The following is a 22,261-nucleotide window of genomic DNA, read 5'->3' as shown; positions in this document are numbered from 1 at the left end:
AGGTGCGGCCCCCTGGCGGGACACTCCGGGTCTTGCGGTCAAATTCGAAGCACCGATTGCTTCACTTTCTGCGCGGTGCCTTTTGCTGATCGGCGCGCGCGGCGGCCAAGTTGGCGGCGATTTGCCTGGCGCCGGAAGATTCGGGCGGCAGCAACTGGTAGAGGTGCTCCCACTGGGCGATGGCCTCGGCCACGTCACCACGTTCCGCGGCGGCGGAAGCGGCCAGCGCCAGCGCTTTGGGCTCGTCCGGATCGCTCTTCAGTGCGAGGCGCACCTGCTCCATGGGCGCTCCGGCGAGGGCGCCGCCCTGTGCCGTGGCGAGTGCGTCGGCGTAATCGGCGCGCAGGCTCGCGACGTCGGGCGCAAGGGCGACTGCCTTGGCGTAAGCGGCGACGGCATCGGCCGGGCGCTCCATCGTGCTGTAGGACCGGGCGAGCAGGGCCCAGCCGGGCGCGTCGTCAGGCGTGTCGCGCAGGCGTTGCGCGAGGCTGTTGACCATCGATTCGATCTGCGCATCTCCACCGGTGTGGTCGCTGCGCGCGGCGGTCAGCATGTCGCCGGGCATCCACAGCGCGGCGGGCTTGCCCAGGTGCTGATAGAGCAGCACTGCGGACGTGGGCAACGCAGCCAACAGCAGTGCCGCGAGCACGACGGGGCGGCGGTCCGGGCGCGCCGGCGGCGTGGTGGCGGTATCGGCGGTATCGGCGGTATCGTCCAGCAGCCGTTGGCCAAGCTCTGCGCGTGCATGCGCGTGGCCGGCGGCATCGATAGTGCCGGCGCGCAGATCGGCATCCAGCTCGCGCAGTTGATCGTGGTACCAGCGAACCATCTGGCTGCGCGCCGTGGGGCCTTGGATGCGCGTATCGAGCTGATGGGTGCGCGCGCGCCGCAACAGCGGCGTCAGCAACACCGCCATGGTGACGGCCGTGAGGGCAGCCGCCAGCAGCCAGAACAGGGTCATCACAGTCATGGGCGGGGGTCGTCCGGTGACGACGACGCAAGCAGTGCAGCGAGGCGCGCCTGGGCGTCGGGGTCCATCTCGGCAGGCGCCGGCTTCTGCTGTTTGCGGGACGACACGATGCCGAACACCACCGCCATCAGCAACAGCACCGGGCCGAACCACAGCAGATACGTCAGCGGTTTGACGGGCGGACGGTACAGGACGAAATCGCCATAGCGCTGCACGAGGTACTGCTTCACGTCGGCTTCGGTGGCGCCGGCGCGCAGTTGTTCGCGAATCTGGCGGCGCAGGTCGACGGCGAGGTCGGCGTTGGAGTCGGCGAGGGTCTGGTTCTGGCAGACGAGGCAGCGCAGCTGCTCCGACAGCGCATGGACGCGGGTGTCGAGATCGGCGTCCGACGCCGTCGCACGGGCGGGCATTTGCAACGTGAACGCCGCGACGCCCGCGAGAACCAGCGCAGCCAGTCGTTTATGCATGACCGCCCTCCTGCTCCAGTTGCTGCAGCAGCGGCACGATCTTGCGTTCCATGGATTCGGCTGTGACGGGGCCGACCTGGCGATAGCGGATCACGCCGGCGCGATCGATCACGAAGGTTTCCGGCACACCGTACACGCCGTAGTCGATGCCGACCTTGCCGTCTGCATCGATGAGCGAGGCGACATACGGATCGCCCATCTGCTTGAGCCACGCGCGGGCGGCGCTGGCGTCGTCCTTGTAGTTCAGGCCGTAGATCGGCACGGGTGATTGTTTGGCGAATGCGTTCAGCACGGCGTGCTCTGCCCGGCATGCGGTGCACCACGACGCCCAGACGTTGAGCATCCACACCTTTCCGCGCAGGTCTTGCGGCGTGATAGGGGTGGCAGTTGAATCCAACGCCGTCAGCCGGAACGCCGGTGCGGGCTTGCCGACCAGCGGCGAGGGCAGCTCACGAGGATCACGCGACAGCCCTGCCGCCAGCGCAATCACCAGAACAAAGAACGCTGCCAGCGGCAGCACGTAACGCAGCTTCACCGGGGCTCCTCGGTTGCCGGCATCGCCAATGAGGGACTCGCCAGTGCGGTGTCGGGTGCGGTGCGCGATGCCGTGGAGCGGCGACGGAGCCGGTAGCGGCGGTCGCACACGGCCAGCAGGCCGCCCAGCACCATCAGCACGCAGCCGCCCCAGATCCAGCTGACGAAGGGCTTGATGTAGACGCGCATGGCCCAGTTGTCCTGTCCGAGTGATTCGCCGAGCGCGACATAGAGGTCGCGCGTGATGCCGCTGTCGATGGCGACCTCGGTCGTGGGGTTGTCTTGGCTGTGATACAGGCGCCGCTCAGGCAGCAGTGTGGCCACGGGTTTGCCGTCGCGGCTGACGTCGACGTGGCCGCGCAAGACGTCGTAATTGGGGCCCTGGGCCGGTACAACGCTGGTGAGGTGGAACGTGTAGCCGCCCACCTCCACCGTGCCGCCTACGCGCACGGGCAACTCGCGTAGCGTCTCTTGGCTGAGCACGAGCGTGACGCCCGCGATGAACACACCGACTCCCGCGTGCGCCACGAGCATGCCGAAGTAGCTCGGCGGCAACTGCCGCAATGTCGTCAGTCGATTGCCGGGCCGCCGGAGCTTTTCGGCCAGACTGGCCAGCGCGCTCGCAAGACACCATGCGGCGAGCGTCAGCCCCAGGCCTGCCAGTGCGGACGTCCGATAAAACACCGCGAGTCCGAGCCCGACCACAACACTCGCCACTGCCGCCCAGCGCAGCCGCACGGCCATGGACGGCAGCGCACCATGACGCCAGCGCGCCAGCGGCGCCGCGCCCATCAGCAGCACCGCAGGCGACATCAGCGGCACAAAGACCTGCTCGAAATACGCCGGTCCGACCGAGATCTTCCCCAGCCGCAGCACATCGAGCACCAGCGGATACAACGTGCCGAGCAACACCGTGGCGGCAGCCACAGCCAGCAGCACGTTGTTGGCCAGAAGGAACGATTCACGCGCGAACAGCGAGAACGTGGCGCCTTCCGCCGTGTTGCCGGACAACCGCTTTGCCCGCCACGCAAACAGACCCAAGGCGCCCCCCGTCACGATCCCCAGCAAGGCGAGGATGAAGAGACCGCGTTTCGGGTCGACCGCAAACGCGTGCACCGACGTCAGCACGCCCGAGCGGACGAGGAACGTGCCGAGCAGACTGAGCGAGAACGTGAAGATGGCCAGCAGCGCCGTCCATGCGCGGAACACGCCGCGCTTTTCCGTCACGGCCAACGAGTGGATCAGCGCCGTGCCCGCCAGCCACGGCATGAACGAGGCGTTTTCGACCGGGTCCCAGAACCACCAGCCGCCCCAGCCGAGTTCGTAATACGCCCACGCGCTGCCGAGCATGATGCCGGTCGTCAGGCATGCCCAGGCGGCCGTCGTCCACGGCCGCGACCAGCGCGCCCAGGTGGCATCGAGCCGGCCGGACAGGAGTGCGGCCATGGCAAACGAAAACGCCACCGCAAAGCCCACGTAGCCCATGTAGAGCATGGGGGGATGCGACACCATGCCCGGGTCTTGCAACAGCGGATTGAGATCACGCCCTTCCATCGCCGGCGGCAACAGGCGCAGGAACGGGTTGGATGCGAACAGCAGGAACAGCAGCAGCCCCGTGCTGATGGCGCCCATCACGCCCAGCACGCGCGCCACCACGGGCAGCGGCAGCTGTCGGCTGAACAACGACACGGCCAGCGACCACAGCGCCAGCATCGTCGTCCACAGCAACATCGATCCCTCGTGCCCGCCCCACACGGCGGCCACGCGATAGGGCAGCGGCAGCGCGCTGTTCGAGTTGGCAGCGACATAGAGCACGCTGAAGTCGTTGCTGACGAAGGCCCATGTCAGCGCGCCATACGCCAGAAGCACCAATGCGCATTGCAAGCGCGCGGCAGGGCGCGCCACGGCCATCCAGCGCTCGTCGTCGCGCGCGGCGCCCACCAGCGGCAGCACGGATTGCATGGCCGCAGTCAGCAGCGCGAGGATCAACGCGAAGTGGCCCAGCTCGGCGATCATCGTGACGCACTCCGGGCGGATTCCTTCGCCATCTGGTCGTTGACCTGCGCGGCGCGTCGTACGGCATCGGCGGCTTCGGGCGGCATGTAGTTCTCGTCGTGCTTGGCGAGCACCTCGCTGGCGACGAAGACGCCGTCCTGGCCGAGACGGCCGCGCGCCACCACGCCCTTGCCCTCCCGGAACAGGTCGGGCAGCAAGCCGCGGTAGACGACTGGCACGCCGCGCCCAGTGTCGGTGACGATAAAGCGGATCGTCATGCCGTCACGTTCGCGCTGGATGGAACCGCGCTCAACGAGCCCGCCCAGACGGAAGACCTGCGCCACGGGCGCTTCCTTGGCGGCGATCTGGCTCGGGCTGAAGAAAAACACCAGATTCGAGCGGAACGCATTCAGCGTAAGTGCGGTGGCTGCACCCGCGCACACCAGTGCGGCGATCAGGATGCCGAGGCGGCGTTGTCTGCGTGTCATTGGTCGCCGCCGTCTGGATGGGAGTGACTGGCGCGGTTGGCCGCGCGCCAGCGGCGGGCAAGCAGCAGCATCTCGGCCGCAATGCAGATCGCGGCCACAATAAACGCGCCCGCAATATAGTCGACGTGATTGACGGAGAACTGGCTCATGCGGGCGTGCTCAAGTTGTGGTCATCGTCGGCGCGTTCGCGCATGATGCAGCGCACGCGAATCAGCGCCACGCAGATGCTGTACATCCAGCACGCGAGCGTCATTAGCAGCATGCCGAGCAGCATCGTCATCACCATGGACGGTGCCGCCGTCAGGCTGATGGACGCGCCCTGGTGCAGCGTGTTCCACCACTGCACCGAGAAATAGATCACGGGGATGTTGACTACGCCGACCACGGCCAGCACGGCGCAGGCGCGTTCGGCGCGGCGCGGGTCTTCAACGGCGCTTTCCAATGCGATGAAGCCGAGGTACAGAAACAGCAGCAGCAACTCCGACGTCAACCGCGCATCCCATACCCACCATGTGCCCCAAGTGGGCTTGCCCCACAGCGCGCCGGTCCATAGCGCGATGGCGGTGAAGAGCGCACCCGTGGGCGCGAGTGCCGACGCCATCATCGACGAAAGCCGCGTGCGCAGTACCAGCCCCAGCGCGCAATAACCGGCCATCACGAGGTAGATGAACATCGACATCCACGCAGCCGGCACGTGCAGGAAGATGATGCGATAGACCTCACCCTGCTGCGCATCGGTGGGCGCCACCATGAAGCCGACATAGAGGCCAGCGACGAGGAACACGAGAGCGGCTGCACCAAACCACGGTGCGAGCTTGCGCGCGAGCGGATCAAACCGCACGGGGGACGCATACGCGAGCCAGTTCCAGCGCCGCGACGCAGGCTGGCGCACGGTGATGGGCGTGGTGTGGAGTCCGGATCGATTCGTCATCGGGTCATTCCACGGCAATGCGCAGCCCGGCAGCCGTGGCCAGCGGGCAGACAAACAACGACAGCGCCAGGCAAGCGCCCAGCAACGACAGATGCGGCATCACATCGAGCCCCGCATCAGCGGCAGATCCGGCGCCTGCGCCAAACACAAGCACGGGCACACAAAGCGGCAGCACGAGGATGCACAACAGCGCTGCGCCGTTGCGCACGCCCAGTGTGAGCGCTGCACCAACGGCACCGATCAGCGCAATGGCCGGCGTACCGATCAGCAGCGTGGCGGTCAGCAGTAGCGTTGCATGCAGCGGCAGGCTGTACTGCTGGGCCAGGATGGGCGTCAGCAACAGCAATGGCAAGCCGCTGGCGAGCCAGTGTGCGGCAATCTTTGTCAGCACGATCAGCGCAAGCGGGTGCGGCGACAACAGCAGTTGATCCAGGCTGCCATCGGCGTGTTCCTGCGCAAACAACCGAGAGAGCGAGAGCATCGACGCCAGCAGCGCCGCGACCCACAGGATGCCCGGCGCGAGCATGCGCAACTGCTGCGGGTCGGGGCCGATGGCCAGCGGGAACAGGCTCGCCGCAATGACGTAGAACACCACGCCGCCGACAAGGTTGCCGCGCCGCCGCCATGAGAGCGCAAGGTCGTGTCGCAGGATGGCCATCAGCATCGGCTTCATGCGGTGCTTCCCAGGCTGAGCACGCGACTCGCCCCTTGCGGGCGCGACAGCAGGTGGTGCGTGGCCATGATTGCCATGCCGCCTGCACGCAAGTGCGCATCGAGCTGTGCGGAGAAGAGGCCGACTGCATGATCGTCGAGCGAGGCGATCGGTTCATCGAGCAGCCACAGTTCGCGCCGCGCGAGCAGCAAGCGCGCCAGTGCCACGCGCCGACGCTGTCCCTGCGAGAGCTTGCGCACCGGCGTGGCGGCAAGCTTGCCGAGTTCGAGCGCCTCCAGTGCGCGCCCGATACCAAACGGCTCAGACGCCGAGCCGCGCAATCCGGCCAGTTGCATGGCCAGCCGCAGGCTCTCGGTCACCGTGAGATCAGGGTCGATGCCGTTGGTGTGCCCAACGTAGCAAAGCGCATTGAGGAAAGCGGGGCCGTTGCTGCGCACGGGCACGCCGCGCCATGTCAGCGTGCCGCTTGCCGGTGTCAGCAGGCCACAGAGCACACGCAGCAGCGTGGTCTTCCCGCTGCCGTTCGCTCCGGTGATCTGCACCAGCTCGCCTGCCGACACGGAGAGTTCCAGCTCGCGGAAGATTCGGCGGCCGGCGCGCGAAAACGTCAATTGGCTGGCAACAAGCACGTCAGGTGTCGGAGTCGAATGGGGGCTGGCACATGTTGCACGATCGCGTGCGTCACTCGGTCTTCATCTTCGACATGTCGGGCAGATGGTGCGCAATGCCCTTGTGGCAGTCGATGCAGGTCTTCTCCTTGCTGCCCAGGTACTGGGAGTGCATGGCAGACGCGCGCGGGCTTTGCCGTGTGAAATCCATCGAATCGTAGTTGTGGCAGTTGCGGCATTCCAATGAATCGTTGGCCTTGAGGCGATCCCATTCGTGCTGGGCCAGTTCGAGCCGGTGGGCTTCGAATTTCTCGCGCGTATCGATGGTGCCGAAAATCTTGCCCCACACTTCCTTGGAGGCCTGCATCTTCCGTGCAATCTTGTTCGTCCAGGCGTGCGGAACGTGGCAGTTCGAGCAGATGGCGCGTACACCGCTGCGGTTGGTGTAATGGATGGTGCTCTGCAGCTCCTGGTACACGTTGTCGTGCATTTCGTGGCAGCCCGTGCAGAACGCTTCGGTGTTCGTCACCTCCATCGCGGTGTTGAACGCGCCCCAGAACACCACGCCGGCAACAAAGCCACCCAATGTCAGAAAGCCCAGGCTGAAATACGCACTGGGCCGGTTGATGGTGCGCCAGTAGCGCTTGATCAGGTCGAACATGGCTGCACCGCCTCAGTTCTTGCCAACGCTCTTGCCGTCAGGCTTGCGTTTGAGCAGTTCATCGACATCGACAAACGTATTGGTGATAAGCGGCTTGGCGTCGGCCTGCGGCACGTGGCATTGCGTGCAGAAGAAGCGGCGCGGCGAAACGTCGGCCAGTTGATGGCCGTCGCGGTCAACGTAGTGCGTGGGGCTGATCGGGATCGCCCGCATCTCTTCGGCCTTCGTACGCGCATGGCAGGACAGGCAACCGTTGTTGTCCTTGGTGATCTGATACATGTAGGTGCCGTCGATCTTGTGCGGAATCGTCGGCGGCTGCCCGGTGTAGTTGCGCTCGCGGCGCACGTCCTTGTTCTCGGTCGGATACAGGATGGGCGGTGTCGATTCGGCCGCGATCGGCGTGGGGCCGCGCATGGCGTCGACAACGCCTTGGGCCTGCGCGGGCAAGTTGGCAAGGGTCGCCAGCAGCAGCGCACAGAGTACGGCTGGCAGTCCCAGGAGTCGGCTGAGCTTCATGACGTTTTCCGGTTGCGCGTGTGTCGTCTGCCTGGGCTCGTCAGACCTTCACGATCTTGACGGCGCATTTCTTGAAATCCGTCTGCAGCGAGATCGGGCAGGTTGCATCCAGGGTGACCTTGTTGATGAGCTGGCTTGCATCGAACCAGGGCACGAACACCAGGCCCTTCGGCGGCTGGTTGCGGCCGCGCGTTTCAATGCGGGTGCGCATCTTGCCGCGCCGCGAAATCACCTCGACCTCGACACCACGCCGCAGCCCCAACGCCTTCGCGTCTTCGGGGTGCATGAAGCAGACCGCATTCGGGAATGCGCGATACAGCTCGGGCACCCGCCGCGTCATCGAGCCCGAGTGCCAGTGTTCCAGCACGCGGCCGGTCGACAGCCAGAACGGGTATTCCTTGTCCGGCACTTCCGGCGGCGCCTCATAGGGCAGGGCGAAGATCACCGCCTTGCCGTCCGGGTTGCCATAGAACTGGTAGCCGGTGCCGGCCTTGACGTACGGATCGCTGCCTTCCTTGTAGCGCCAGCGTGTTTCCTTGCCGTTGACCACCGGCCAGCGCAATCCGCGCGCCTTGTGATAGTCGTCGAACGGTGCCAGGTCGTGGCCGTGGCCGCGCCCGAAGCTTGCATATTCCTCGAACAAGCCCTTCTGCAGGTAGAAGCCGAACGCTTTGGCTTCGGCATTGTTGTATTCCGGGTCGACGTCCTTGAGCGGGAACTTGTCGACGTTGCCGTTGCGGTAGAGCACGTCGTAGAGCGTCTTGCCGCGCAGCTCCGGCTTCTTGGCGATGAGGTCTTCCGGCCAGACTTCTTCCACCTTGAAACGCTTGGAGAATTCCACCAGTTGCCACAGGTCGGAACGTGCCTCGCCGGGCGCATCAACGAGTTGATGCCAGAACTGCGTGCGGCGCTCGGCGTTGCCGTAGGCGCCTTCCTTCTCGACCCACATGGCGCTCGGGAGGATCAGGTCGGCGGCCAGCGCGGTGACGGTCGGATACACGTCCGAGACAACGATGAAGTTCGCCGGATTGCGGTAGCCCGGGTAGCCTTCCTCGTTGATGTTGGCGCCGGCCTGGATGTTGTTGTTGACCTGCACCCAGTACGCATTGAGCTTGCCGTCTTTCAGCATGCGGTTCTGCAGCACGGCGTGATAGCCCGGCTTTTCCGGGATCGTGCCGGCGGGCAGTTTCCAGATGTGCTCGGCTTCCTCGCGGTGCTTCGGGTTCGTCACGACCATGTCGGCCGGCAAGCGGTGCGAGAACGTGCCGACTTCGCGTGCGGTCCCGCAGGCCGAAGGCTGGCCCGTCAGCGAGAAGGGGCTGTTGCCCGGCGTGGCGATCTTCCCCGTCAGCAGGTGCAGGTTGTAGATCATGTTGTTCGCCCAGGTGCCACGCGTGTGCTGGTTGAAACCCATGGTCCAGAACGAGACGACCTTGATCTTCGGATCGGCGTACAGCTCGGCAAGCTTCTGGAGCTGCTGCTTGAACTCCTTCTCCTTGCTCTTGTCCGGGTTCGCCAGCTTGGTGGTGTAGTCCAGGTCGTACGTCGAGACGAACTTTGCGAACTCGTCGAACGAGATCGGTTTGGAATCGCCCACCTTGTCGGCATTCTTGGCGGCCTTCTGCACGGGGTTGTCCGGCCGCAGGCCGTAGCCGATATCGGTCACGCCCTGCTTGAAGACGGTGTGCTTGTTGACGAAGTCCGTGTTGACCTTCTTGTTGGTGATGATGTAGTTCGCGATGTAGTTCAGCATCGCGAGGTCGGCCTGCGGCGTGAAGACGATCGGAATGTCGGCCAGATCGAACGAGCGGTGCGTGAACGTCGACAGCACCGCGACCTTCGTCTTCGGCGCAGACAGGCGCCGATCCGTCACGCGCGACCACAGGATCGGATGCATCTCCGCCATGTTCGAGCCCCACAGCACGAACGCGTCGGCGACTTCGAAGTCGTCGTAGCAGCCCATCGGCTCGTCCATGCCGAACGTGCGCATGAAGCCGGCCACGGCGGAGGCCATGCAGTGGCGCGCGTTGGGGTCGAGGTTGTTCGAGCGAAAGCCCGCCTTCATCAGCTTGACGGCGGCGTAGCCTTCAAAAACGGTCCATTGGCCGGAGCCGAACATGCCGACAGCGGTCGGGCCCTTTTCCTTGATGACGCGTTTGAACTGCACCGCCATCTCGTCGAACGCACGGTCCCAGCTCACCGGCGTGAACTCGCCGTTCTTGTCGTACTTGCCGTTCTTCATGCGCAGCAGCGGCTGGGTCAGCCGGTCCTTGCCGTACATGATCTTCGACAGGAAATAGCCCTTGACGCAGTTCAGGCCCCGGTTGACCTCGGCCTTCGGGTCGCCCTGCGTGGCCACCACACGGTTGTCCTTGACGGCCACTTCAACGCCGCAGCCGGTGCCGCAGAATCGGCAAGGCGCCTTGGACCACTTGAGCTGCGTCAGCTCTTTGTCGGTGACGAGGTTTGCGGCGCCGACAGGAAGCGTGACGCCCGCTACCGAAGCGGTGGCGGCGGCAGCGGTCTGCTTAATGAACGCGCGGCGAGAGACTTTCATCGTCCATTTCCTCATTCATGGCGTCTGCCATTTCGTTGTGCTGATAGATCAGCGCGGTGTTCAGCACACCGTCGATCTGCTGAATGAACGCCAAGTGGGCTGCAATGGCGCGCGAGCTGGGCGCCTCGAGCGTGACCACGAGCTTGCCGTTGTCGCTGGCCGCATGGATTTCGCTGCCGGCGATGGCTTCGATGGATTGGCTTACCGATGCAAGCTGGGTTGGCCGCGTCTGGACCAGAACCCCGGCGATATGCCACTCGTCATCTTCGAGCGGCGCCGGCCGAATGGGGATGTCTATTTTTCTTGTGTGTCGCATGACGCTGTTGTGGCGATCAACGCCTTTTCTAATCAGTGCTGCGCGAACATATGACCGACTCGCCCTCGGACCCCCCGGGGCGTTAAATCAATGCGTTGGCGGACCGCTCAGTAATTGCGTTGCCCAGACGATAAAGCCGTATCCGGCCACGATAAGTACGGAAAGAACCGGCACCATCACCGCTGTCAGAAACAGGAAGCTCCGCAGTTCTTCGGATTTACGTTGCGCGTCGACGTTTTGGGGCTGTTCCACGATGACTCGACCAATGAGGGCGGCGCAATGGCGCGCGAACGTTTTCCAGTAAAGCGAACGTCGCACGGGAATTCAAGGTTTTCGCATGATCCCGGCGTGCCCGCTATCGCGCAACCGATATGTCGGTGGGGCGTGATCTAGCGCAAGATTTGCCCGATTCACGCGCGTGAAACATTGACGGGCACGCGCCATAAATACCAGGCCGCGACGGTCCGATATGGGCTCCATGCAACGCCGAGTTTTTCCATCTGCTTGCGCGTGGGCGTGCTGTCGAGCCGCTTCAGGCGGCGGTAGCCATCACGCACGCCGAAGTCATCTGCGGGCAGGATGTCGGAGCGCTCCAGCGTGTAGATCAGCAGCATTTCGACCGTCCACCGGCCGACTCCGCGCAATGTCACCAGACGTTCGATGAGCGTTTCGTCCGGCATGGCGCGCGCCTGTTCACGCGTCGGGACGACGCCGTCGAGCGCGGCTTGTGCGATGCCGCGAATGGTCGCCAGTTTGGTCGCCGAGAAGCCGCAGGCGCGCAGCGCCGCCTCGTCGGTGGCCAGCACTTGCTGCGGTGCAGGAAAAGCCGCTGCCGGATACAGCGCGAGGAAACGTCCCAGGATGGCGTCGCCGGCCTTGGCGTGCAACTGCTGATAGGCGATCGCGCGGATCAGCGCTTCATAAGGTTCGCGCGCAGGCTTGGCGGCGTGGCGGCACGGTCCGATCGCTGCGATATGGCGGGCCCAGTCTTCGTCCAGCGTGGCAAGGAAGGCTTCGGCTTGTCGGTAGGCCGTATCGGACAGGTCTGCGGCGATGGTCATGCGGTAATTTGCCGGTCAGCCGGCCTTGCGGAACGTGAGGTTGATGCGCTGGCTACCAAGCAGCGCATGCGGGTGGTCTTTGAGCGGCGCAACGCCGTGATAGCGCAGGCGATCCGGCCCGCCCCAGACGACGACATCGCCGTGAAAAAGGGGGATGCGCTGCGTCTTGTCGGCGCGGCGATGTCCGCCAAACAGAAAGACGGCCGGCATGCCGAGCGACACGGAGACGATCGGCGCGCCGTAATCCTGCTCGTCCTTGTCCTGATGCAGCGACAGGCGTGCGCCGGGCACATAGCGGTTGATGAGGCAGGCGTCGGGCGTGAAGCCCGGGAAGCCGGCCGCTGCGGCGGCGTTGCGCGCAAGGCGCAGGAACACGTCGGGCAGCGGTGGCCACGCGGCTCCCGTGAGCGGGTCGTGCGTGGCGTAGCGGTAGCCGCGGCGGTCTGAAGTCCAGCCCAGCGTGCCGCTGTTGGTGAGCGCGACCGACATCTCAAAACCGCCCGGTGTGACCATGTGGCGAAACGCTGCCTGCTGCGCGATGGCGTCGACCGCTGCGAGCAGGGCCGGTGCATCCGTCAGCGCAAAACCACGCAGTACGAACGCCGCCTCGCCGAGCGCAATGCGGGCGTCATCGGCGGGTGCGTGATCGGCAAACAGATCGCCGGTGGTCATGGTTTGGTCGCTACAGCGCGTCGTGGAAGATGATGCCAACAGTATGCCGCTGGCCGGAGCGCAGGCGGCTCACGCCGTGGCGCATGTTCACGCGGTACGTGCCGCGCGTGCCTTGGACGGGGCGATGGTGTACCGCAAAGACCACCGCATCGCCTTTGCGCAATGGCACCACCTCGGGCCGCGACTGCATCCGCGGGCGCTGCTCCGTCATGACGAATTCGCCGCCGCTGAAATCGATGCCCGGTTCCGACAACAGGATGGCGACCTGCAGCGGGAAGACGTGTTCACCGTAGAGGTCCTGATGCAGGCAGTTGTAGTCGCCGGCGCCGTATCGCAGGATCAGCGGCGTGGGGCGCAGCTGGCCGGCTTCGTGGCAGCGACGCAGGAAATCGGCGTGTTTGGCTGGATAGCGCACGTCGATATCCATGGCTTGATTCCAGCGGTTGGCGATGGTCGCCAGCGGCGGGTAGAGCGAGGCGCGCAACTGCGCGATGAGGTCCGGCAGCGGATACGCGAAATACTGGTATTCGCCGCGCCCGAAGCCGTGGCGTTCCATCACTACGCGCGACCGAAACAGGCTCTGTTGCGGGTACAGCGCGGCGAGGGAGTTGCACGCGTCAGCGGCGAGCAGGCTTGGCAACACGGCGCAGCCGGCCTCGTTGAGGGCCTCCTCAACGGCATGCCAGTCGATGCAGTCAAGACTTGGACGGTGCCCCGCGCTGATATGTGCGGCGGCCGTGGAAGGCGGCATATGGGCTCCTTTCCGAGATTCGATATGCCAAGCCTACGCTCGCTGGAGTGCGCGCGGCACTCCGGAGCTTGCGGTCAAATTCAGGCGGCTGCGGCCAGGCTGGCGGGCATGGTGGTAGCGGCCAGCTTGGTCAACGCATCGCCGGTGGCGCGGCAGATGCGCCACTCGGGCAGCACATCGGCGCCCATGGCTTCGTAGAAGGCGATGGACGGCGCATTCCAGTCCAGCACGCTCCATTCGAAGCGGCCGCAGTCTCGCTCCTGCGCCAGGCGCGCCAGGTGGATCAGGAGTGCCTTGCCGATGCCCAGGCCGCGGTATTCGGGTTCCACGAACAGGTCTTCCAGATACAGGCCCGGCTTGCACAGGAAGGTCGAGAAGTTGTGGAAGAACAGCGCAAAGCCCACGGCCCGGCCGTCGACTTCCGCCAGCACCGCCTCGCAATACGGGCGCGGCCCGAACAGCATCGTCGCCAGCGCTTCAGGCGTGGTCTGCACCAGGTGCGTGAGCTTTTCGTACTCGGCCAGTGCAGAGATCAAGCGAACGAGCGAGGCGCAGTCGTCCGGCGTGGCAGGGCGCAGCGTGAAGCTGCTCGCTGTGGTGGCGGTCATTGTCATCGTGGTTCCAGTGAGGTTTGGACCAGGCGCGCAACCTGGTCGACGTAATCGGGCGCGAGGCAGTCGACCACGTGCCGCTCGGGGGTGCTGCGCAGCCACGTGATCTGGCGCTTGCAGAGCTGACGCGTGGCGGCGATGCCTTGTTCGCGCAGAGCCGCCATGTCGATTTCGCCGTCCAGATAAGCCCACGCCTGGCGATAACCGACGCAGCGGATGGATGGCAGCGTGGGCGAAAGATCGCCGCGGCGGCGCAAGGCCTCCACCTCGTCGAGCAGGCCGCCGGCGAGCATCGCGTCAAAGCGCTGCGCGATGCGCGCATGCAGCACGAGGCGGTCGGACGGTTCCAGCGCAATCGTCAGATACGGCGCAGCCGCATCGTGCTGCTGGAATGCATTTGCGCCAACCTCGCGTGCGAGCAGGGCGGACATCGGCTGGCCCGTCAGCCGATACAGCTCCAGCGCGCGCTGGATGCGCTGCGCATCGGTCGCGTGCAGTCGCGCGGCCGTCACCGGATCGACCTGCGCCAGTTTGGCGTGCAACGCCGGCCAGCCATCGCGGGCGGCTTCGGCATCGATCTCCGCGCGGATGGCGGGATCGGCGCCGGGCAAATCGGAGAGACCTTGCGTGAGCGCCTTGTAATACAGCATCGTGCCGCCGACGATCAGCGGCAGCCGGCCGCGCGCGCGGATGGCATCGATCAGCGCATTCGCATCGTTGGCAAATTGCGCGGCGGAATACGCATCGAGCGGATCGATGATGTCGATCAGGTGATGCGGCGCGATGGCTTGTTCTTCGGCGCTGGGCTTGGCGGTGCCGATGTCCATGCCGCGATACACCAGCGCGGAATCCATGCTGATGATCTCGACCGGCCAGCGCTCGGCCAGCTTCAATGCGGCGGCGGTCTTGCCGGAGGCGGTCGGCCCGAGCAGGCAAATCGCGCGCGGGGCGCTTGCAGCAGACGCAGTCATCGGAATTTACTGACCACGCAGGAAGAGGCGATCCAGGTCGGCCACGGTGAGCTGAATCCACGTCGGCCGACCGTGGTTGCATTGGTCGGCGCGTTCGGTGGCTTCCATCTGGCGCAGCAGCGCGTTCATCTCATCCAGGTTCAGGCGGCGGTTGGCGCGCACGGCGGAGTGGCACGCCAGCGTGGCCAGCAGTTCGTTCTGGCGTTCGGCCAGCACGCGCGAGCCGCCATAGGCGTGCAGATCGCGCAGCACGTCGCGGGCCAACGCCTGCGCATCGGCCTTCTGCAGCAGCGTCGGCACCGATCGCACGGCCAGCGTGGTCGGCGACACGGCGGAGATGTCGAAGCCCAGCAGCGTGAGCGTGTCGCGGAATTCCTCTGCGGTGCCGATCTCCACCGGGCTTGCGGCAAACGTGACGGGAATCAGCAGCGGCTGGACTTCGACGCGCCTGGCTTCCAGCGCGGTCTTGAGCTGTTCGTAGAGGATGCGCTCGTGCGCGGCGTGCATGTCGACGAGCACCATGCCGCGCGTGTTCTGCGCCAGCACGTAGATGCCGTGCAGCTGGGCGACCGCAAAGCCGAGCGGGTGCGCATCCTCGTCATCGGCGTGCTGCGCAGCGGCCGGCTCCGCAACGGCGACAGGCGCTTGCGCAGTTGCCGTACCGCCGTCGAACAACGTCGCGGCGCTCGGCACATCGGTCATCCAGGCGGGGCGGCTCGACGGCATGGGCGCGCTGTCGCCGCGCATCATCGACAGGTATTCCGCACGCGGCTGCGCAATGCCGAGCGACGTTTGCCGTGCCGCCATCTGGTTGATCCAGCGCGTGGTGTTGTCGGCGGGCGAGGGCGCCGTCGTGACCCCGGCCACCTCGGGCGCGTCGGCGATGTCGGTGCGCAGGCTGTCGCCTTGTTCGCCGGCATGGCGGGACAGGGCGCGTTGCACCGCGTGATAGACGAACTGGTGCACCGCGCGGCTGTCGCGGAAGCGCACCTCGATCTTGGACGGATGCACGTTCACGTCCACCGCTTCGGGCGGCAGCTCCAGGCACAGCACGTAGGCGGGGAAGCGGTCGCCATGGAGCACATCTTCGTAAGCGCTGCGCACGGCGTGCGTGAGCAGGCGATCCCGCACGAAGCGGCCGTTGACGTAGAAGAACTGGTGGTCGGCCCGGCCGCGCGACGCGGTCGGCAGGCCGGCAAAGCCGAACAGGCGCAGCTCGCCGGCGGATTCTTCGAAAGGCAGGCGCGCGCGCGCGAATTCGGTGCCGAGCACGGCCGCCGAGCGTGAATCCGCCTGCGTGGCGTTCCAATGCTCCAGCGGCTTGCCGTTGTGATGTACGGAGATGGCGACATCGGGCCGCGCCAACGCGGTTCGGCGGATCACTTCCATACAGTGACCCAGCTCGGTCTGCTCGGTCTTGAGGAATTTGCGGCGCGCCGGCGTGTTGAAGTACAGGTGCTGCACATCGACGGTGGTGCCGACGCCGCCCGAGGCGGGCTGTGCTCGGCCGGTCTGCGCGATGATCTGTGTGGCGTGGGCGTCATGGGCGGTGCGTGACGTGAGCGTCAATTCCGCCACCGAGGCAATCGAAGCGAGCGCCTCGCCCCGGAACCCCAGCGTCGACACCGATTCCAGTTCTTCCAGCGAGCCGATCTTGCTGGTCGCATGCCGCATCAGCGCGACGGGCAGTTCATCGGCCGGAATGCCTGCGCCGTTGTCAGTAATGGCAATGCGCCGCACGCCGCCTTCCTCCAGCTTGATCTGGAGCTGCGTGGCACCGGCATCCAGCGCGTTTTCCAGCAGTTCCTTGACGACGGACGCCGGCCGTTCGACCACCTCGCCGGCCGCGATCTGGCTGATCAACTGGTCGGGAAGCGGGCGGATGGGGCGGCGGGAAGTCGAGGCGGAAGTCATCGCGGCATTATAAATGTCACGCACTGTGCGGCGCACCGACGCAAGCCCCGCAGGCGCAAGGGGAAAATTAATTGACATCCGGTATCATTCCCCGCTGCTCAATCGGGGGTTGGTTTGGATATCGTGATGCAACTCGTCGACATCGTTCTGCATGTCGACAAATCGTTGGGACTGCTCATTCAGCAGTACGGCGCGTGGGTCTACGTGCTGCTGTTCGCCATCGTCTTTGCCGAGACCGGCCTGGTGGTGCTGCCCTTCCTGCCGGGCGACACGCTGCTTTTCATTGCCGGCGCCATGTGCGCCACGGGCCAGATGGACGCCTGGCTGCTCATCGTGCTGCTGGTCACCGCGGCGGTAACGGGCAATACGGTCAACTATTTCGTCGGCTCGTGGATTGGCCCCAAGGTGTTCGACGGTCACATCCGCTTCCTCGATCACGAAGCGCTGATGAAGACCCACGGCTTCTATGAGCGCCACGGCGGCAAGACGCTGGTGATGGCGCGCTTCATCCCGGTGGTGCGCACGTTCGCGCCGTTCGTGGCCGGCGTGTCGAAGATGACGTTTGCGAAGTTCCAGCTCTTCAATATGATCGGCGCCGTGCTGTGGGTCGGCTTGTTGGTTCTGGCCGGCGACCTGTTCGGCAACGTGCCCATCATCCGCGAGCACCTGAACACGATTGTGCTGATCGGTCTGGGAGCGGCGATCGTGCCGCTCATGCTGGGCGGGCTGTGGAAGCTGCTCAAGCGCCGTCGCGGCGCTGTGGCGCCGAAGTAGGCGTCAATTCAAGTTCTTGCTCATGGCGCGCAACGTTGGCATGCGCTCCTTGAGCTTGGCGGTGTCGGCCGCATCGGGGCGGGCGTCCACGTAGGCTTCCAGGTCTTCCAACGCAGGGCGGAAGCACTCCAGGTTGGCGTAGGCCAGTCCCCGGTCGCGCACTTCTTCGATCGAATCGGGCAGCAGAATCACCAGCCGCTGCTGCACGGCCAGCAGGCGCTGCCACCGCGATTCCTGCAGGTAGATCGCCTTCAGGTTGCGCAGCATGCGCGCGATGATCTCGCGGTGCGTGGCCACTTGCAGGAACACCCCGAGCGGCACCGTGTTCGGGTCTTCGATGCCTTCCTTTTCCAGGTACGGGTCGAGCATGTCCTGCAACTCTTCCTTCGAGAGCGTCTGCCCCGTCAGCGGATCGAGCACGACCTCGCCCGCAGGAATGCTCATGCGCACCAGGAAGTGATTCGGGAAAGACACCCCCTTGAGCGGCAAGCCGATCTGCTGGCCGATCTCCATCAGCAGCACGGCCAATGAGATCGGAATGCCGCGCCGGCTTTGCAGCACGGCATTCAGATAGGAGTTTTCGGGGTCGTAGTAGTCGTTTGCATTGGGCCCGAAGCCCAGCTCGCGATAGAAGAACTGATTGAGCAGGCGCAGGCGCTGGATGGCCGGCGTGCCGTCGGCAATGCGGTTCTTGATCCGCGCGACGAGCACGTCAATGGCGGCCAGCTCCGCCTGCAGGTCCAGATCCGGATATGCGTCCTGCGCAATCGACAGTGCCGTTTCTGTGAGGGGGATGCTGTCGTCGTCCGCGACCAGGGCCGAAAAATAATCGAGGACTTTAGTGGTCATCAGATGGCCTTTTTTCGGAACGTGGAGAACTTCAATCCAGTGAGCCACAGTGTACCGAAATAGACCACCGCGCACAGGACCAGGCTTGCGGCCAGCAGCGCGATGCGCACAAGCGGCTTGGCGCCCAGTCCCACCCAATCGAAATTGTGGGCGAGCCACAGCAGCACGCCGGCCAACAGCAGTACGGCCGACATCACCTGCGCAATGAACAGCCCCCAGCCCGGCAGCGGATGGTAATAGCCGCGCCGGCGCAGGCCGAAGAACAGCAGCGCCGCATTGATGGTTGCGCCAAAGCTGATCGACAGCGCCAGCCCCGCGTGCCCGAAAATCGGCACGAAGACATAGTTGGACAACTGCGTCGCCACCAGCACCACCAGCGCGATCTTCACCGGCGTGCGAATGTCCTGCCGTGCGTAGAAGCCAGGCGCCAGGATCTTGATGACGATCAGCCCGATCAGCCCCACGCCGTACGACGTCAGCGCCTGGCGCGTCATCTCGACGTCCATGCCGGTGAATTTGCCGTAGTGGAACAGCGTGGCCGTGAGCGGCGCGCCAAACACGAACAGCCCCACCGCAGACGGCACCGCCAGCAGCACGGTCAGCCGCAGCCCCCAGTCGAGCAGCGATGAGTACTCTTCACGGTTGTCCTCCGCGCTGGCCTTCGACAGGCTTGGCAGCAGGATCGTCCCAAGTGCCACGCCCAGCAGCGCGGTCGGGAATTCCATCAGCCGGTCTGCGTAGTTCAGCCACGACACGCTGCCCGTGGGCAGGCGCGACGCAATGTTGGTGTTGATGATCAGGCTGATCTGCGCGACGGACACCGACAGCGTGGCCGGCAACATCTGCTTGAGCACGCGCCGCACGCCCGGGTGATGCCACGCCGCCCGCACGTTGAACGACACGCGCGGCAGCATCCCGACCTTGCGCAGCGACGGAATCTGAATGGCGAGCTGCAGGATGCCGCCCACCATCACCGCGTAGGCCTGGGCGTAGATCGGCGTCTCAAGGTGCGGCGCCACAAACACCGCTGCCACGATGAACGACAGGTTCAGCAGCACCGGCGTAAAAGCTGGCACCGCAAACTGCCGCCACGTATTGAGAATGCCCGACGCCAGCGCCACCAACGACACCAGCCCGATGTACGGAAACATCACGCGCGTCATGAAGATCGCCGAGATGTACGCCTGGCTCTCGTGCTCCTTGAAGCCGGTCGCGACAGCGGTGACGATCAACGGCGCGCCAATCACGCCCAGCGCCGAGATGATCACCAGGAACCAGGTCATCACCGTGGCCACGGAGTCGACCAGCGCGCGCGTTTCGGCTTCGCCCTGGCGGTTCTTGAATTCGCCCAGGATCGGCACGAACGCTTGCGAAAACGCGCCCTCGGCCGAAAGCCGGCGAAGCAGGTTGGGGATGCGGAAGGCGACGTTGAAGGCGTCGGTGTAGACCGAGGCACCGAAGGCGCGGGCGATCAGCGTTTCGCGAATGAGCCCCGTGATGCGCGAGAGCATCGTCAGGCCGCTGATCGTGGCGAGGGTTTTGAGGAGATTCAAGATGAAAGCGTGGTTGGGCGCCGCCTGGGAGGCAAACACGGCGATGGCGGTCTGACCGACGGCGCCATGCGGGGTTCGCGCCCGGCGTGACGAACGTGACCGGAGGGCACAATTGCGGCCGTATTATAGGGACCGGCCTGCCACGCGCCCAAAAGTGCTGCAAAAGCCGCAAACTGCAGCTATCCGGGCGATTTCACAACAGGGTTTGCGTTGAAGGCGGAAGTCTGCGTATAATTGCCGTCTTTCACCAATTTGCGCGCTTCGGCCTTCCGTGTCTCCCGGGGCGCTTGCTACCGTTTCTTCAGGGATTTTTCCATGGCAAACACCGCACAAGCACGCAAGCGCGCACGCCAAGCCGTCGTTCAAAACGCTCACAACTCGGCTCTGCGCTCGCGTCTGCGTACCGCAATCAAGGGCGTCCGCAAGGCTGTGGCTGCCGGCGACAAGACTGCCGCTGCTGCTGCATTCAAGACCGCCCAAAGCACGATCGACAGCATCGCTGACAAGAAGATCGTCCACAAGAACAAGGCTGCACGCGCCAAGTCGCGTCTGTCCGCTGCCATCAAGGCAATGGCTGCCTAAGTTCGGGTGATGCCGGCCTGGGCCGGCATGGCGCGACACGAACGTTGCGCTCCGACGATAAAAAAGCCCGTCTTCGGACGGGCTTTTTGCATTCTGCGCGCCTGCAATGTGCAAGGCGCTGCGTCGAGCGGCGTTCTTGGGGATCAGGCTTTCGCTGCAGCGCCGCCTTCCGGCAGGATGCAGGCTTCCACGAGCTGGAGGTTGTTGTCGTGCGCGAAGTTCAGCACGAAATCCAGCGCCTTGGGTTCGATGTCGCGCAGACGCTCGTCGACGAACACGCTGCGGATGCCGCCCGACATGACGGGGCGCACATATGGGGAGTAGGTGAAGCGGGGATCTCCGGAATCACCGGCGGGGCGGAACTGCGCCATCACACCGCACAGCCGGTCGGCCCAGTCGCTCGGGCGGAAGGTCTTTCCGTCACGGGTGACGCCCTGGATAAAGAATTGGCGAGGGTTGGCTGCCATGGACTGCGTGGGGCTGTGGAGATTTGCAAACGACTTCGACCGTGCGGGTGCCGCAACGTTCGAGCGGGGTGCACTTGTGGTGCGGATGATGCGCCTGCCTGGTTGCCGATTCGTGAACCGGACGGACCGGCTCGTCGTGCCGGCGTGCGGACGGGTGGGGCATCCGAGGCAGCCAGTATTATATCTTATATAAGACTTTCATCGGCCTTTCACCGGGGCCTTTGTGGTAGCCGGCCCGCGCAGGCGCGAAACTCGCCAAACGGGTGGCGATCCCGTATGATGGCCTGAATCTTCAACAGGCAAGGCGGCTAGGGCGACGTGCCACGGGATGTTCCCGGTGCGTCATCTGCAGGCCGCCTTCGTTGTTTTATGAACCCACCAAGCTCGATCAAGCACTACCTGCAGTTCAAGGACTTTTCGCTGGAAGAGTACGAATACCTGCTGGACCGTTCCGCGATCCTCAAGGCCAAGTTCAAGAACTACGAGACGTGGCATCCGCTGCACGACCGCACGCTGGCCATGATCTTCGAGAAGAATTCCACGCGTACGCGCCTGTCGTTCGAAGCCGGCATTCACCAGCTCGGCGGCCACGCGGTCTTCCTGAACACGCGCGATTCCCAGCTGGGGCGCGGTGAGCCGATCGAAGACGCCGCGCAGGTCATCTCCCGCATGACCGACATCATCATGATCCGCACCTTCGGGCAGGAGATCATCGAACGTTTTGCCGCGCATTCGCGCGTGCCGGTCATCAACGGGCTGACCAACGAATACCACCCGTGCCAGGTGCTGGCCGACATCTTCACCTTCATCGAGCACCGCGGCCCGATCAAGGGCAAGACCGTCACCTGGGTGGGTGATGCCAACAACATGGCCTACACGTGGATCCAGGCGGCTGAGATCCTCGGTTTCCGCTTCCATTTTTCTGCGCCGAAGGGCTATCAGCTGGATCCGGCCATGGTGGCCGATTCCGCTTTGCCGTTTGTGCATGTGTTCGAAAGTCCGCTCGAGGCCTGCGACGGCGCGCATCTGGTGACCACCGACGTGTGGACCAGCATGGGCTACGAAGCCGAGAACGAGGCCCGCAAGAAGGCCTTTGGCGACTGGATGGTCACCGAGGCGATGATGCAGCGCGCACAACCCGATGCGCTGTTCATGCACTGCCTGCCCGCACACCGCGGCGAGGAAGTCGAAGCGGCCGTCATCGACGGCAAGCAGAGCGTCGTGTGGGACGAGGCGGAAAACCGCCTGCACGTGCAGAAGGCGCTGATGGAATACCTGCTCTGCGGTCGTTATTGAGCGCGTAGCCGCCCAAATCTGCAGGCATAAAAAAGGCCGCTCCG

At 64.9% G+C, this 22,261-nt stretch carries 26 protein-coding genes; 3 read left to right on the top strand and 23 right to left on the bottom strand.

Going from position 1 to position 22,261, the window contains the following annotated elements; all coding sequences use genetic code 11:
• Window positions 1–61: 61 nt before the first annotated feature.
• The 20 genes from ccmI to mutL form a co-directional block, all read right to left on the bottom strand.
• Window positions 62–970: a c-type cytochrome biogenesis protein CcmI gene (ccmI, locus tag FUT88_RS00835; RefSeq protein WP_147213416.1), complete on the bottom strand. Its 909-nt coding sequence runs from the start codon at window positions 968–970 to the stop codon at window positions 62–64.
• Window positions 967–1,437, bottom strand: a complete 471-nt coding sequence (locus FUT88_RS00830; protein WP_147213415.1) for a cytochrome c-type biogenesis protein CcmH — start codon at window positions 1,435–1,437, stop codon at window positions 967–969. The genes ccmI and FUT88_RS00830 overlap by 4 nt, the downstream gene beginning before the upstream one ends.
• Window positions 1,430–1,972 carry a DsbE family thiol:disulfide interchange protein gene (locus FUT88_RS00825; RefSeq protein WP_147213414.1) on the bottom strand — a complete coding sequence of 181 codons (543 nt, stop codon included), beginning with the start codon at window positions 1,970–1,972 and terminating at the stop codon, window positions 1,430–1,432. Before FUT88_RS00825 ends, FUT88_RS00830 begins: the two co-directional genes overlap by 8 nt.
• Entirely contained in the window at window positions 1,969–3,987 is a 2,019-nt protein-coding gene (locus FUT88_RS00820) for a heme lyase CcmF/NrfE family subunit (RefSeq protein ID WP_147213413.1), read from the bottom strand. Before FUT88_RS00820 ends, FUT88_RS00825 begins: the two co-directional genes overlap by 4 nt.
• Complete coding sequence (gene ccmE, locus FUT88_RS00815; RefSeq protein ID WP_147213412.1) at window positions 3,984–4,454, bottom strand: cytochrome c maturation protein CcmE; 471 nt, start codon at window positions 4,452–4,454, stop codon at window positions 3,984–3,986. Before ccmE ends, FUT88_RS00820 begins: the two co-directional genes overlap by 4 nt.
• Window positions 4,451–4,603, bottom strand: a complete 153-nt coding sequence (locus FUT88_RS26045) for a hypothetical protein (protein WP_186829210.1) — start codon at window positions 4,601–4,603, stop codon at window positions 4,451–4,453. The genes ccmE and FUT88_RS26045 overlap by 4 nt, the downstream gene beginning before the upstream one ends.
• Window positions 4,600–5,385 (bottom strand): heme ABC transporter permease CcmC, encoded by a 786-nt coding sequence (gene ccmC, locus FUT88_RS00810; protein WP_147213411.1) that lies wholly within the window; start codon window positions 5,383–5,385, stop codon window positions 4,600–4,602. Before ccmC ends, FUT88_RS26045 begins: the two co-directional genes overlap by 4 nt.
• A 4-nt stretch (window positions 5,386–5,389) precedes the next feature.
• Window positions 5,390–6,058, bottom strand: a complete 669-nt coding sequence (ccmB, locus tag FUT88_RS00805; protein WP_012436331.1) for a heme exporter protein CcmB — start codon at window positions 6,056–6,058, stop codon at window positions 5,390–5,392.
• On the bottom strand, window positions 6,055–6,687 hold the full coding sequence (gene ccmA, locus FUT88_RS00800) for a cytochrome c biogenesis heme-transporting ATPase CcmA (protein ID WP_147213410.1): 633 nt from the start codon (window positions 6,685–6,687) through the stop codon (window positions 6,055–6,057). The genes ccmB and ccmA overlap by 4 nt, the downstream gene beginning before the upstream one ends.
• 52 nt (window positions 6,688–6,739) lie before the next feature.
• Window positions 6,740–7,327: a cytochrome c3 family protein gene (locus FUT88_RS00795; RefSeq protein ID WP_147213409.1), complete on the bottom strand. Its 588-nt coding sequence runs from the start codon at window positions 7,325–7,327 to the stop codon at window positions 6,740–6,742.
• A 12-nt stretch (window positions 7,328–7,339) separates the two neighbouring features.
• A complete protein-coding gene (locus tag FUT88_RS00790) occupies window positions 7,340–7,843 on the bottom strand; it encodes a nitrate reductase cytochrome c-type subunit (protein WP_147213408.1) in 504 nt (167 codons plus the stop codon).
• A gap of 40 nt (window positions 7,844–7,883) precedes the next feature.
• Window positions 7,884–10,400, bottom strand: coding sequence for a periplasmic nitrate reductase subunit alpha (gene napA / locus FUT88_RS00785; RefSeq protein WP_147213407.1), 2,517 nt, complete (start codon window positions 10,398–10,400; stop codon window positions 7,884–7,886).
• Window positions 10,372–10,716 (bottom strand): chaperone NapD, encoded by a 345-nt coding sequence (locus FUT88_RS00780; RefSeq protein WP_147213406.1) that lies wholly within the window; start codon window positions 10,714–10,716, stop codon window positions 10,372–10,374. The genes napA and FUT88_RS00780 overlap by 29 nt, the downstream gene beginning before the upstream one ends.
• Window positions 10,717–10,803: 87 nt before the next feature.
• Window positions 10,804–10,968 (bottom strand): periplasmic nitrate reductase, NapE protein, encoded by a 165-nt coding sequence (napE, locus tag FUT88_RS00775; protein ID WP_147213429.1) that lies wholly within the window; start codon window positions 10,966–10,968, stop codon window positions 10,804–10,806.
• Between the two features lie 158 nt (window positions 10,969–11,126).
• The gene (locus tag FUT88_RS00770; RefSeq protein WP_147213405.1) at window positions 11,127–11,777 is read right to left on the bottom strand and encodes a DNA-3-methyladenine glycosylase family protein; all 651 of its coding nucleotides are present in this window, start codon (window positions 11,775–11,777) and stop codon (window positions 11,127–11,129) included.
• 15 nt (window positions 11,778–11,792) lie between these two features.
• A complete protein-coding gene (gene alkB, locus FUT88_RS00765; RefSeq protein WP_147213404.1) occupies window positions 11,793–12,449 on the bottom strand; it encodes a DNA oxidative demethylase AlkB in 657 nt (218 codons plus the stop codon).
• A gap of 10 nt (window positions 12,450–12,459) precedes the next feature.
• The gene (locus FUT88_RS00760; RefSeq protein WP_147213403.1) at window positions 12,460–13,200 is read right to left on the bottom strand and encodes a 2OG-Fe(II) oxygenase; all 741 of its coding nucleotides are present in this window, start codon (window positions 13,198–13,200) and stop codon (window positions 12,460–12,462) included.
• A gap of 80 nt (window positions 13,201–13,280) precedes the next feature.
• Entirely contained in the window at window positions 13,281–13,808 is a 528-nt protein-coding gene (locus tag FUT88_RS00755) for a GNAT family N-acetyltransferase (RefSeq protein WP_147213402.1), read from the bottom strand.
• Window positions 13,809–13,810: 2 nt separating this feature from the next.
• Window positions 13,811–14,782: a tRNA (adenosine(37)-N6)-dimethylallyltransferase MiaA gene (gene miaA / locus FUT88_RS00750; RefSeq protein WP_147213401.1), complete on the bottom strand. Its 972-nt coding sequence runs from the start codon at window positions 14,780–14,782 to the stop codon at window positions 13,811–13,813.
• Between the two features lie 6 nt (window positions 14,783–14,788).
• Entirely contained in the window at window positions 14,789–16,696 is a 1,908-nt protein-coding gene (gene mutL, locus FUT88_RS00745; protein WP_147213400.1) for a DNA mismatch repair endonuclease MutL, read from the bottom strand.
• Between the two features lie 126 nt (window positions 16,697–16,822).
• On the opposite strand from mutL, the gene FUT88_RS00740 reads away from it, so the two are divergent.
• Window positions 16,823–17,470, top strand: a complete 648-nt coding sequence (locus tag FUT88_RS00740; protein ID WP_147213399.1) for a VTT domain-containing protein — start codon at window positions 16,823–16,825, stop codon at window positions 17,468–17,470.
• Window positions 17,471–17,473: 3 nt separating this feature from the next.
• On the opposite strand, the gene FUT88_RS00735 is transcribed toward FUT88_RS00740, so the two are convergent.
• Together FUT88_RS00735 and murJ are read right to left on the bottom strand one after the other, a co-directional pair.
• Window positions 17,474–18,319 carry a SirB1 family protein gene (locus tag FUT88_RS00735; RefSeq protein WP_147213398.1) on the bottom strand — a complete coding sequence of 282 codons (846 nt, stop codon included), beginning with the start codon at window positions 18,317–18,319 and terminating at the stop codon, window positions 17,474–17,476.
• Window positions 18,319–19,872 (bottom strand): murein biosynthesis integral membrane protein MurJ, encoded by a 1,554-nt coding sequence (gene murJ, locus FUT88_RS00730; RefSeq protein ID WP_147213397.1) that lies wholly within the window; start codon window positions 19,870–19,872, stop codon window positions 18,319–18,321. The genes FUT88_RS00735 and murJ overlap by 1 nt, the downstream gene beginning before the upstream one ends.
• A 315-nt stretch (window positions 19,873–20,187) precedes the next feature.
• Between murJ and rpsT the strand changes: the two genes are divergently transcribed.
• A complete protein-coding gene (rpsT, locus tag FUT88_RS00725) occupies window positions 20,188–20,454 on the top strand; it encodes a 30S ribosomal protein S20 (protein WP_004631753.1) in 267 nt (88 codons plus the stop codon).
• A 143-nt stretch (window positions 20,455–20,597) separates the two neighbouring features.
• Here the strand turns inward: rpsT and FUT88_RS00720 are convergent, their stop codons facing one another.
• Window positions 20,598–20,921, bottom strand: a complete 324-nt coding sequence (locus tag FUT88_RS00720) for a DUF3579 domain-containing protein (RefSeq protein WP_027680651.1) — start codon at window positions 20,919–20,921, stop codon at window positions 20,598–20,600.
• A 369-nt stretch (window positions 20,922–21,290) separates the two neighbouring features.
• On the opposite strand from FUT88_RS00720, the gene argF reads away from it, so the two are divergent.
• The gene (argF, locus tag FUT88_RS00715; RefSeq protein ID WP_027680652.1) at window positions 21,291–22,217 is read left to right on the top strand and encodes an ornithine carbamoyltransferase; all 927 of its coding nucleotides are present in this window, start codon (window positions 21,291–21,293) and stop codon (window positions 22,215–22,217) included.
• Window positions 22,218–22,261 lie beyond the last annotated feature (44 nt).

This window comes from Ralstonia sp. TCR112 (assembly GCF_007997035.1).
In the GTDB taxonomy this organism is placed as follows: domain Bacteria; phylum Pseudomonadota; class Gammaproteobacteria; order Burkholderiales; family Burkholderiaceae; genus Ralstonia; species Ralstonia edaphi.
Note: the sequence above shows the minus strand (reverse complement) of the source record. Positions and strands in the feature narration are given on the sequence as shown.